We start from the raw sequence: 12226 nt of genomic DNA, 5'->3' as shown, positions 1-12226 counted from the left end.
GAGGGTGAGCTTATGGATATGCGTTTGCATGCTGTCGCTTTGTTATGTCGAGAGTCGTTTCTTCGCGCATCCTTGAACGTGCCCTCGCCGCTGGACACGGCTTTAATGCCCGCCTTTCATTCCGCGTTCCGGAGTTTCCCGGAACCGACGACAAAGGCTGTGGATCAAGACTGTGATAAAGGCACGTGTGCGTACCGCGCTTCAGGCGCGGCCGAGCCGCGGGAGACTTGTGCGGCGTGTTGTGGCCCTGGCGGCGACGGCCGCCATGGGCTGGCTCGTCGTGGCACAGGGACTGCCGGGCGGGTCTGCCGGGGTGGGCGCGTCGGCCGCCGGGGCGGCTCCGGTCGCGGGCGAGGCGCCCGGCTACGCGGTGGAGAACTTCGACTACCCGCAGGCCGGCAAGATCCTGGCGGAGCAGGGCATCGTTCTCAAGCGCGGTGACGGTCACATCACCCTGGCCGACTGTGCCAGTGGCACCGGCCTTCTCCAGGTCATGGCCCGGCGGCAGTCGAAGACGATCTGCTTCAAGACGGTCGGCAGCTCGGGCTGGCTGACGCTGGAGATCCCCGCCGTTTATGTCGTGAGGGGCAACGACTACGCGACGCAGGTGGACATGACCGTGGGTGACGAGGAGAAGTCCTACGACATCACCAAGAACACCTGGACGGCCGTGGGCGAGAGCGCGGACGATCAGGGGCGCGAGTTCATGCTCGTGGAGATCAGGACCACCAAGTAGCGCTCCGTCAAGTACTCCGAGGGACAGCCGAGTTCGCTCCGTGGCCGTCGAGTTCACTTCGTGAGCGTCGTGTTGCGGGCCGGACGGCCCAAGTCGCTCCGAAGCGAGCCCTGTTGCTCCCGGCCGACTCCTTCTTCTTCCTTTTTTCCGTCTTCTCGCCCCAAGGACGTCATGCTCACCCCACACGCCAGACCCGTCCGGGTCGCCGCGCTGGCCGCGACCCTGATCGCCGCGCCGCTCGCCCTGTGCGCCGTGCCCGCGCAGGCCCTCACCGGCCCCGCCGTCGCCGCCGCCGACACCACCTACGGCTACACCGTCCGCCTGGACATCGGCAACAGCACTCGCGGCTGCTCCGGAGTCCTCGTCGATCCCGAATGGCTGCTCACAGCCGCCAGTTGCTTCGTCGACGACCCCGCAGCCGGCCTGACCGTGCCCGCCGGCGCGCCGAAGCTCGCCACCACCGCCACCATCGGTCGCGCCGACCTGACCGGTACTGCCGGTGTGGTCCGCAACGTGGTCGAGCTGGTGCCGCGCACCGACCGCGACCTGGTGCTGGCCCGCCTCTCCGGCCCGGCGACCGGCGTCAACCCGATCGCCCTGGCCACCACCGCGCCGACCGTCGGCGAGGAACTGCGCGTCGCCGGATACGGCCGCACCAAGGACGAGTGGGCGCCCCTCGCCCTGCACACCGGCGCCTTCTCGGTGGACGCCTCCGACGCCACCACCGCCTCCGTCACCGGCAAGGACGGCGTGTCCGTCTGCCCCGGCGACACCGGCGGCCCCGAGATTCGCGTCACCGGCGGCAATGCCCAGCTCGTCGCGATCAACAGCCGCTCCTGGCAGGGCGGTTGCTACGGCATCGACGCCACCGAGACCCGCACCGGCGCCGTCGCCACCCGCGTCGACGACCTCGGCTCCTGGATCACTTCCAAGGTCAACGCCACCCAGGTGAACGACTTCAATGGCGACGGCATCGAGGACATTGCGGTCGCCGACCCCGAGGCGACCGTCGGCACCCAGACCAAGGCCGGCCTGGTGCGCATCGTGTACGGCGGGGGCAAGGGCACCGCCGAGATCACCCAGGACCTGTCCTGGGTGCCGGGCAGCGCGGAGACGGGCGACGGCTTCGGCGCGGCCCTGGCGACCGTCGACTACAACCAGGACGGCTACACCGACCTGGTCGTCGGTACGCCGCACGAGGACGTCGGTTCTGCGGCGGACGCCGGTTTCGTGGATGTCTTGTACGGAGGGAGCGGCGGTTTCGGCACCGGTCCGGCGACGCTGCACCTCGAGCAGGGCACCGGTTCGGGCGCGATCCTCGGGTCGACCCCCGAGGCCGGCGACCTCATGGGTTACTCCCTGGCCGCGGGTGCCACCGCGGCGGGCGAGCCGTGGCTGGTGATCGGCGTGCCGGGCGAGTCGCTCGGCACGGTGACCAAGGCGGGCGAGGTGTTCTACCTGCGCGGCACCACCAACGTGGCTGTCCACCAGGAGAAGACGGACGTGCCGGGCACGGCGGAGGCCAACGACGGCTTCGGCACCTCGGTCGCGGGTGACGCCAACCACATCGCGGTCGGCATCCCGAGCGAGAAGATCGGCACGCTGGCGGCATCCGGCGGTCTGGCGGTCTTCGACCACAAGCTGAACGCGGGCGGTATCCCGACCCCGCTGGCGGGCATAGACCAGGACACCGACGGGATCACCGGTGCGGCCGAGGCGGGCGACCAGTTCGGCGCGTCGCTGTCGATGACCGAGTACCGTCCGGCCGGGGCCACGGCCGCGACCGACTCGATCCTGGCGGTGGGCTCGCCGGGCGAGTCGCTGACCGTGAGCGACGTCGACAAGGCGAACGCGGGACGTGTGGTGACCCTGCGGATCACCGCCGCGGGCGTGGTCAGCCAGATCGGCGACATCAGCCAGGAGGGCGACGGGGTGACCGGCACCGCCGAGGTGGGCGACCGCTTCGGTGAGCGGGTGGCGGTCATGAACACCGCGCCCCGCGCGCTGAGCACGGCGGCGACGATGAGGCTCGCGGTCGGTATCCCGGGCGAGGCGATCGGTACGGCCACCAAGTCCGGCGCGATCCAGACGTTCTCCCTGCTGGGCGCTCCGGGTGACTCCGACTACTGGATCGAGGCCGGCGGTGCCTCGGGTCTGCCGGGCGCTCCGGCGACCAACCAGCAGGTCGGCATCAGCATCGCCGCGACCGGCACCAGCCTGTACGTGGGCATGCCCTACGGTCCGTCGGCGTACGGCGCGGTGCACGTGCTGCCCTGGTCCAACGCGACCGGTGGCACGGCGGCCGCGATCACCACGTACGCCCCGGGCACCGGAGGCCTCCCGGCAGCCGGCGTCCGGTTCGGCGCCGTCGTGAAGTAACCCCGGGGTCGTGAAGTAACCCTGAAGGAGCCTCCGAGACCCGGCGCACGGGACTCGGAGGCTCCCGGCGTGTACCGCCGGCACCGGCGACCGACACACAATCCCCGCGATGATCCGTACAACCATTCGGTCGAACTCGTGAGTCAACACGGGCATGACTCACGAGATATTCAGACGTGCGCGAGTGGTGGCGGCGGGTCTTACCGCCGGCGTGCTCCTGGCGGGCGTGGCCGCCGCGGCGCCCGCCGTCGCGGCGGCGCCCGCCGTCAGCTGTACGTCGGGCAAGGCCGGTCTGGCCGCCAAACTGCAGAAGGACATCACCGCGGCGCTCGCGAACCGCAAGGGCACCGTCGCGGTCGGCCTCTACGACCGTACGACCAACACCACCTGCTCACTCCGCGCCACCACCTCGTTCGACTCGGCCAGCACGGTGAAGGTCACCGTCCTCGCCACGCTGCTGTGGGACGCGAAGAAGCACAACCGCTATCTGACGAGCACCGAGACGTCGCTCGCCACCAAGATGATCACCCAGTCGGACAACGCCTCGACGACCAAGCTGTGGAACCAGCTCGGTCTGACGAAGATCAAGGGCTTCCTGACCGCGGCGGGGATGACGAAGACCACGCCGGGCACCGGCGGCTACTGGGGTCTGACGCAGATCAACGTCACCGACGAGCAGAAGCTGCTGAAGCTCGTCACCGCCAAGAACACGGTGCTGAGCGACAACTCCCGCGCGTACATCCTGAAGCTCATGGGCCAGGTCATCTCCTCGCAGCGCTGGGGCACCCCCGCCGGTGCGCCCTCGACCGTCGCCGTGCACGTCAAGAACGGCTGGCTCTCGCGCTCCACGAACGCCTGGCGGGTGCACAGCCTCGGCACGTTCAACGGCGGCGGCCACGACTACATGATGTCGGTGCTCACCGTCGGCAGCAGCACCATGGACTACGGCGTCGCCACCATTCAGGGCGTCGCCAAGGCCATCCACAAGGACCTCGTTCCGGTCACCGTCAGTGCCCAGCGCTTCACGCCGACCTCGCAGCCGGCGGAGGCCTTCCCGGCCGTCCCGGCCGGCTGACCTAGGCCGCGCCCCGGGCGTCCGTACGCCTCGTACTCCCGCGTCCGCACGCCTCTCGTCGTCTTCCGCCCGCCCGGCCACCGTGCCCGGCGGGCGGACTGCTGTGGCGGAGACCGGCGGACGAATTGTTGCGGAGGGATGAAATCCGCTTCGCTCGGTGTTGGTGCCTTCCGGCGGAGTGAGATCTACGGAAGGCACCGGAGTGGCGACGGAACGGGGATGGGCGCGGCGGCTCGCCGGGTACGCGTGGCGGTACCCGAAGGACGTGGTGCTCGCGCTCGGCTCCTCCCTGGGCGGCATGGCCCTCATGGCGGTGGTCCCGCTGATCACGAAGGTGATCATCGACGACGTCATCGGCGGCCACAGCAGAGGCATGGCCCCCTGGGCGGGCGCGCTGCTCGGCGCGGCGGTCCTCGTCTACGTCCTCACCTTCATCCGCCGCTACTACGGCGGCCGGCTCGCCCTCGACGTCCAGCACGATCTCCGTACCGACATGTACGAGACGATCACCCGGCTGGACGGGCGGCGCCAGGACGAGCTGTCCACCGGGCAGGTCGTGGGCCGCGCGACCAGTGACCTCCAGCTCATCCAGGGCCTGCTCTTCATGCTCCCGATGACCATCGGGAACGTCCTGCTCTTCCTGATCTCCCTCGGGATCATGGCGGCGCTGTCCCTGCCGCTCACCCTGGTCGCGCTGGCCGTCGCCCCGGCCCTCTGGTTCGTCGCCAAGCGCAGCCGCTCCAAGCTGCACCCGGCCACCTGGTACGCGCAGGCGCAGGCCGCCGCCGTGGCGGGTGTCGTCGACGGCGCCGTCAGCGGTGTCCGCGTGGTGAAGGGCTTCGGCCAGGAGGACCAGGAGACCGGCAAGCTGCGCGAGGTCGGGCGGCGGCTCTTCGCGGGCCGGCTGCGGACCATCCGGCTCAACGCCAAGTACACCCCGGCCCTCCAGGCCGTGCCCGCCCTCGGCCAGGTCGCGATGCTCGCGCTCGGCGGCTGGCTGGCCGTGCGCGGCCAGATCACGCTGGGCACCTTCGTGGCGTTCTCCACGTATCTCGCGCAGCTCGTCGGACCCGTGCGGATGCTGGCCGTCGTCCTCACCGTCGGACAGCAGGCCCGCGCCGGCGCCGAGCGGGTCCTCGAACTCATCGACACCGAGCCGTCGATCAAGGACGGCACCAAGACCCTGCCGGCCGACGCGCCCGCCACCGTCGAGTTCGACGACGTGTCCTTCGGCTACGTGGAGGGCCGGCCGGTCCTGGACGGACTGAGCTTCGAGATCCGGCCCGGCGAGACCCTCGCCGTCGTCGGCTCGTCCGGCTCCGGCAAGTCGACGGTCTCGCTGCTGCTGCCCCGCTTCTACGACGTGACGCACGGCGCCGTCCTGATCGGCGGGCACGACGTCCGCGAGCTGACCACCGAGTCGCTGCGCGCCGCGATCGGGCTCGTCCCCGAGGACTCCTTCCTCTTCTCCGACACCGTGCGCGCCAACATCGCCTACGGCCGCCCGGACGCCACACAGGACGAGATCGAGACCGCCGCCCGCGCCGCCCAGGCGGACCGTTTCATCGCGGAGCTGCCCGGCGGCTACGACACCAAGGTCGGCGAGCACGGCCTCACCCTCTCCGGAGGCCAGCGCCAGCGGGTCGCGCTCGCCCGCGCCATCCTCACCGACCCGCGGCTGCTCGTCCTGGACGACGCCACCTCCGCCGTGGACGCCCAGGTCGAGCACGAGATCCACGAAGCGCTGGGGCACGTCATGCGGGGCCGTACGACCCTGCTGATCGCGCACCGACGCTCCACCCTCAACCTCGCCGACCGCATCGCCGTCCTCGAAGGCGGCCGGCTCGCCGACATCGGCACCCACGCGGAGCTCCAGGACCGCTCGGCGCTCTACCGGCGGCTGCTCACCGACCCCGACGAGCTGGGCGGCGTCTCCCCGGGACACGCCCTGCCCGCGGCACCGCAGGAGGACACCTCCGTACGGGAAGAGCTGGACGCCGAGTTCGACGCCGAGCGCGGGGTGACACCGCGCCTGTGGACCGGCGACCGCGAGCCCAGGGACAACGCGCTCGAAGGCATGCCCGCCACCCCCGGACTCCTCGCCCAGGTCGAGGCGCTGCCCCCGGCCACCGATGTCCCGGACATCGACGAGGCCCGCGCGGTCGGCGCCGAGGACTCCTACGGACTGCGCAGACTGCTGCGCGGCTTCGGGGCCCCGCTGCTCGTCAGCCTCGCCCTGGTCGCCGTCGACGCGGTGATGACGCTGCTGCTGCCCATCCTGATCCGGCACGGCATCGACCAGGGCGTCACCCGGCTCGCGCTCGGCGCGGTGTGGGCGGCGGCCGCGCTCGCCCTGGTCACCGTGCTCGTCCAGTGGGCCGCGCAGATCGGCGAGACCCGGATGACGGGCCGTACCGGCGAGCGGGTGCTGTACGCGCTGCGCCTGAAGATCTTCGCGCAGCTCCAGCGCCTCGGGCTCGACTACTACGAGCGGGAGCTCACGGGCCGGATCATGACCCGGATGACGACCGACGTCGACGCACTGTCGACGTTCCTGCAGACCGGGCTCGTCACCGCGTTCGTCTCCGTCGTCACCTTCTTCGGCATCATGGTCGCCCTGCTGGTGATCGACGTACAGCTCGCGCTGGTCGTCTTCGTGACGCTGCCGCCGCTGGTCATCGGCACGTTCTTCTTCCGCCGGGCGAGCGTCAAGGCGTACGAACTGGCCCGCGAGCGGGTGTCGGTGGTCAACGCCGATCTCCAGGAGTCGGTGTCCGGGCTGCGGATCCTCCAGGCGTTCCGGCGCGAGGACGCGAGCGCGCGGCGGTTCGCCGAGGGCAGCGACAGCTACCGCAGGGCGCGGATCCGCGGGCAGTGGCTGATCTCCGTCTACTTCCCGTTCGTGCAGCTGCTGGCCTCGGGGGCCGCGGCCGCCGTGCTGATCGTCGGCGCCCAGCGGATCGACTCCGGCACGCTCACCACCGGCGCGCTGGTCGCCTACCTCCTCTACATCGACCTGTTCTTCGCGCCCGTGCAGCAGCTCTCGCAGGTCTTCGACGGCTACCAGCAGGCCACCGTCTCGCTGGGCCGCATCCAGGAACTGCTGCGGGAGCCGACGTCGACGAAGGCCGCCGCCGAGCCGCTGGACGTGCCGTCGCTGCGGGGCGCGATCGCCTTCGAGGACGTCGACTTCGCGTACGGCCCCGCGGGCGAGGCCGAAGAGGCGCTCAGCGCCGTGTCGTTGACCATCCCCGCCGGACAGACCGTCGCCTTCGTCGGGGAGACCGGCGCGGGCAAGTCGACCCTCGTGAAGCTGGTCGCGCGGTTCTACGACCCGACGGGCGGGCGGGTCACGGTCGACGGCCTGGATCTGCGCGACCTCGACATCACCTCCTACCGGCACCGGCTCGGTGTCGTCCCCCAGGAGGCCTACCTCTTCCAGGGGACCGTCCGCGACGCCATCGCCTACGGCCGCCCGGGCGCCACCGACGCCGAGGTGGAGGCCGCCGCCCGCGCCGTCGGCGCGCACGACATGATCGCCACGCTGGAGGGCGGCTACCTCCACGAGGTCGCCGAGCGCGGCCGCAACCTCTCCGCGGGACAGCGCCAGTTGATCGCGCTGGCCCGCGCGGAGCTGGTCGATCCGGACGTGCTGCTCCTCGACGAGGCCACGGCCTCGCTGGACCTGGGGACGGAGGCACTGGTCAACCAGGCCACCGACCGGCTGGCGGGCCGCCGTACGACGCTGGTGGTCGCCCACCGGCTGACGACGGCCGCCCGCGCCGACCGGGTCGTGGTGATGGACCACGGCCGCGTCACCGAGGACGGCACCCACGACGAACTGCTCCGCCTCGACGGCCGGTACGCCGCGCTGTGGCGGACCTTCGTGGGGTCCCCGGAGCCCGAGGAGCCGGTCAGCTCCTCGGCCTGATGTCGGTTCCCTGGCCCGCTGTCAGCTCCTCGGCTTGATGCCGGAGATCCTCTTCGTCGCCAGATCCGACTGCACCGTCAGATAGGTGTACGTCGGGTGCTGCGGGGAGCCCCAGGTCAGCCGGACCGTCGACCAGGTGTGCCCGGCGCCGCTGTCGCCCGCCGTCACCCTCCAGGCGCTCGGCACGTCCTGGGCGCGCAGCACCCCGTCGGCGTGCTGCCGGCGCTCCCAGCCGGCCAGTTGGGTGCGGAGCCCCGGGGTCAGGTAGAACGAGCGCAACTGGGTGCTGAGACGGCCGGAACCCGTGTCGGTCACGGCGTCGATGTAGGCGCCGTAGAAGTCGGCCACCCGGTCGTAGACGGGACCGTTGCTCCCGCTGCGGGCGGGCGGTGGGGCGGTGGAACGCGCGACGGCCGGTACCGAGGCACCGGCGGTGATCAGAAGGGCCGCGGCGACGAGTGCGCGGCCGGTCGTGCGGGAGGACGTGATGCCGGACATGAACTACCGCCTTTCGTTTTCTGACCAGTTGGACCCCGGGTAAACGGGCACGGTTGCCCTGAAAAAGGAAAAAACCTCTCACGGATGAAGCGGGAACCGACAGCGATGTCATAGCGGTACGCAACCATCCGCCGCATGTTCTGCGTCCGTACATCAGTACGCTGATTGCTGCGGGAGGGACGACAGTGGACAGTGGTGCGATACGCCGACGGCTGGCGCTCGGCCTGGCCGTGCTCAGCGCGGCCGGACTGCTCGCGCTCATGAGTCCGGGCAGCGCCCAGGCGGCCCCGACCACCTGCTCGGGCCGCAAGGTCCGCACGCTGCCCTTCACGACGGGCTCCGTGCAGGTGTACAAGCGCAGCGGCTATGTCTGCGCGGTGACGTTCCCCGGGGCGCGGAGCTCCCGCAAGCCGATGTCCGTCAGCGTGCAGGCGCGCGGCGGCCGGCCGGTGATGGACTCCGGGCACTTCGCGCATCACGCGGGCCCGGTGACCCTGTACGCGGGCCACCGCTGTGTCCGGATCAAGGGCTCGGTCGGCTCGGGATCGGTGAGTTCCGGCTGGATCCTCTGCTGACCCGTAGTCCTTCGGGGGGCTCGCCGGTTCACACCGGGCGGGCGCAGCCCACCGGCCTGGTGCCGCCGAGATCGACGTAGAGCTCCGTGGCGGACGGGCACGCGGGGCGGGCCGTGACAGCCGACGTCACCCTGTACTCCGGGCGCTTCTCGCCCGTGCCGTCGCACGCCGTCTCGCGGACCTGCCCGCGGCCCGATCCGTAGACGCAGTCGCCGACGATGGTGCGGGGGCCTCCGCCGCCGCCCGGGTCGCCGGGGTGCGGGGGTTCGAGCTTGCGCATGCAGGCGTACCCCTGCGGGACGGCGGCGTCGCCGCTCTCGTCGGAGGAGGGCTCGGTCTCGCTGATGTGCAGGACGAAGTCCGTGGTCGCCGGGCAGGACGGGCCGTCCGCGACGTCGCCGTCGTAGCGGGCGGTCACCCGGGCGGCGGCCCGTTCGCTGTCGCAGGGCACCTCGGTGAAACTGGTCGTGCCGAAGGAACTGCACTCGCCGCGGCCGAGGAAGACCGGTCCGTAGCCGGCGGGACGCGTCGAGGCCGCCGCCGGGTCGGGGGCGGCGGTACCGGATCCCGACCAGCGGTCGCAGCCCGCGAGTGCGGTCCCGGCCAGCAGCAGAGCGCACACCATTCCCGCGGAACGCCGACACACCGAGCTGGCTCGCACGGCTCACCCCCCGACCCCTGCCCAGCGTGACCCGCCGAGGCGGGTACACGCCAGACATCCGGGACCCTTTGGCTCACTTGGGGGTGGCACGCCGGGTGGGCTGCGTACGGCTAGTACGTCAGCCCGTACCCGATCGGATACAGCACCTGCGCCGGATCGTCCGCCCGTCGCACCACCACGGGGAGTCTGCCCCGCGGGTCCACCCGGCCGGCGATCACCCGGGCGGCGGCGCGCACTTCGACATCGGTCCAGGAGTACGAGGCCAGGCAGGCGCCGACCCCGGGGAGCAGGGCGACGTCGTACGGGTTGCGGAGGGCGACGGCGATCACCGGGACACCCGTGGCGAGCAGACGCTCGACCAGGGTCTTCTGGGACCCGGTCGCCGTCAGGTTGTACGTCCCGACCACCACCGCGTCCGCGCCGGCCGCCGCCGTAACGGCCTTGGCGATCGTCGCCGCCGACGGTGCCGTCCCCGTGGACAGGGCCGTCGCCGTGAAGCCCAGCTCGGTCAGCGCGCCGGCGAGAACGGTGGTGGGCGGCCCGTCGGACAGCGACGGCGAGGCGGGATCGGCGCCCACCACCAGCACCCTCGGGGTGCGCCGCCGGGACAGCGGGAGCAGCCCGTCCTTGTTGACCAGCAACGTGGTGGTGCGTTCGGCGATCCGGTCGGCCGCCCTCAGGTGCGACGGGATGCCGACCACCCGGTCGACGCCCGCGTCCCGGACGTACGGGTCGCCCAGCAGCCCGTGCTTCGCCTTGAGCCGCAGGATGCGCAGGATCGATTCGTCGAGGCGGGCCTCGGTGAGTTCGCCGCCGCGTACGGCGTTGAGCACCGCGTTCCACGCGACGCTCAGGTCGGGCGGGTTGAGGAGCTGGTCGACTCCGGCCTTGAGGGCGAGGACGGGGACGCGGTCGTCGCCGTACTTCGTCCGGACGCCCTCCATGCCCAGCGAGTCCGTCACCACGACGCCGTCGTAGCCCAGTTCGCCGCGCAGGATGCCGGTGAGGATCGGGTGGGAGAGGGTGGCGGGGTCGCCGGCCGGGTCGAGCGCCGGGACCATGATGTGCGCGGTCATGATCGAGTCGATGCCGGCGCGGATCGCCGCCCGGAAGGGCACCGCGTCGAGGGCCGACCACAACTCGCGGCTGTGGGTGATGACGGGGAAGCCGAAGTGGCTGTCCACCGCGGTGTCGCCGTGGCCGGGGAAGTGCTTGGCCGTGGCCGCGACCCCCGAGCTCTGGTACCCCTTCACCTCGGCGGCCACCAGGCCCGCCACCGCGTCCGGGTCGGCACCGAAGGAGCGGACGCCGATCACCGGGTTGGCCGGGTTGACGTTCACGTCGGCGTCGGGCGAGTAGTCCTGGCTGATGCCGATCGCGCGCAGTTCGGCGCCGCTGATACGGCCCACCGTCCGGGCGTCGGCCCGCGAGCCGCCCGCGCCCAGCGCCATGGCACCCGGGAACAGCGTCGCGGGCTTGCCCACCCGTGCCACTATCCCGTGTTCCTGGTCGGTGGAGATCAGCAGCGGCAGTCCGCGCGGCTGTTCCAGCGAGGCCCGCTGGATCCCGTTCGACAGATCGGCGATCTGGTGCGGATCACGGGTGTTGTGCGCCCAGGCGAAGTAGATGATGCCGCCGACGCGGTACTTGGCGATCAGCTCGGCGGCCGTCCGGACACCGATCTCCGTGAGGTTGGCGTCGATGTCGGCCTGGTCGGGCGCGGTGGCCGAGTGGCCGTACACCCGCATGACGAAGAGCTGGCCGACCTTCTCCTCCAGGGTCATACGGGAGATCAGGGCGCGCAGTGCCTTGTCGGTGCCCGGGCGGGCGTCGGCCGCGTGGGCGCGGGGGCCGGCGGCCAGCGCGGCGGTGATGCCCGCCGTGGCGGCGAGAACCGTACGCCGGGAGGGCCTTGACGGTCTGTCCGGCTCGGTCGGCCCGGACGGTCTTGCGGTGCTTCCCGTGCTGGAGTCGCGCACAAGCGCTCCTTCCCTCGTGAAGGAAACTTCCGAGGAGTCACGAATATCCGGGAAGTTTCTGCCAGTCAAGGGGGTGCACAGTATCCGGGAAGGGGCCGCCACCGGCGCAGTTGGAGGGGGGCGCGCCGGTGACGGCGTGCTGCCGGCCGCGGGCGGCGGAGAGGGTTGGTCAGCGATCGCAGCCAGCAGCGAAGCCGACACCGCACCGCGGAGACTCGTCCGGCAGCATGCGGATGTGACGAACCGGGAGGGGCCCGGGTTCCCGGGATCCGGGCGAATGCCGGAAGTCGGTGCGGGTGGGACGGATGAGGGCCCCGGGGCCCTCATCGGGGCCCCGGGCCCCTTGAGCCGTTTGATCGCACCCCGGGACCCGGGGGCCCTCAACGGTACTT

At 71.5% G+C, this 12226-nt stretch carries 8 protein-coding genes; 5 read left to right on the top strand and 3 right to left on the bottom strand.

Translation table 11 applies throughout. The features are described from left to right. Positions 1 to 265 precede the first annotated feature (265 nt). The 4 genes from ACIQRL_RS05610 to ACIQRL_RS05595 all read left to right on the top strand — a co-directional run bounded on the left by ACIQRL_RS05610 (position 266) and on the right by ACIQRL_RS05595 (position 8121). Positions 266 to 736: a hypothetical protein gene (locus tag ACIQRL_RS05610; protein WP_401328122.1), complete on the top strand. Its 471-nt coding sequence runs from the start codon at positions 266 to 268 to the stop codon at positions 734 to 736. A gap of 171 nt (positions 737 to 907) precedes the next feature. Beyond that, positions 908 to 3115, top strand: coding sequence for a trypsin-like serine protease (locus ACIQRL_RS05605; protein WP_401327350.1), 2208 nt, complete (start codon positions 908 to 910; stop codon positions 3113 to 3115). Positions 3116 to 3269: 154 nt separating this feature from the next. Next, positions 3270 to 4190, top strand: a complete 921-nt coding sequence (locus ACIQRL_RS05600; protein WP_401327347.1) for a serine hydrolase — start codon at positions 3270 to 3272, stop codon at positions 4188 to 4190. A 202-nt stretch (positions 4191 to 4392) separates the two neighbouring features. Further along, positions 4393 to 8121: an ABC transporter ATP-binding protein gene (locus tag ACIQRL_RS05595; protein WP_401327345.1), complete on the top strand. Its 3729-nt coding sequence runs from the start codon at positions 4393 to 4395 to the stop codon at positions 8119 to 8121. 21 nt (positions 8122 to 8142) lie between these two features. Here ACIQRL_RS05595 and ACIQRL_RS05590 read toward each other — a convergent pair whose 3' ends face one another. Next, positions 8143 to 8619 carry a hypothetical protein gene (locus ACIQRL_RS05590; RefSeq protein ID WP_401327342.1) on the bottom strand — a complete coding sequence of 159 codons (477 nt, stop codon included), beginning with the start codon at positions 8617 to 8619 and terminating at the stop codon, positions 8143 to 8145. Between the two features lie 185 nt (positions 8620 to 8804). On the opposite strand from ACIQRL_RS05590, the gene ACIQRL_RS05585 reads away from it, so the two are divergent. Beyond that, positions 8805 to 9194 (top strand): hypothetical protein, encoded by a 390-nt coding sequence (locus tag ACIQRL_RS05585; protein ID WP_401327339.1) that lies wholly within the window; start codon positions 8805 to 8807, stop codon positions 9192 to 9194. Between the two features lie 28 nt (positions 9195 to 9222). Here the strand turns inward: ACIQRL_RS05585 and ACIQRL_RS05580 are convergent, their stop codons facing one another. Further along, entirely contained in the window at positions 9223 to 9819 is a 597-nt protein-coding gene (locus ACIQRL_RS05580) for a hypothetical protein (RefSeq protein ID WP_401327336.1), read from the bottom strand. 146 nt (positions 9820 to 9965) lie between these two features. Then, positions 9966 to 11834 carry a glycoside hydrolase family 3 protein gene (locus ACIQRL_RS05575; RefSeq protein ID WP_401327334.1) on the bottom strand — a complete coding sequence of 623 codons (1869 nt, stop codon included), beginning with the start codon at positions 11832 to 11834 and terminating at the stop codon, positions 9966 to 9968. Positions 11835 to 12226 lie beyond the last annotated feature (392 nt).

Source organism: Streptomyces sp. NPDC091209, assembly GCF_044757755.1.
Classification (GTDB): Bacteria; Actinomycetota; Actinomycetes; order Streptomycetales; family Streptomycetaceae; genus Streptomyces.
The sequence above is the reverse complement of the archived record's forward strand: the minus strand, read 5'-3'. Positions and strand labels throughout refer to the sequence as shown.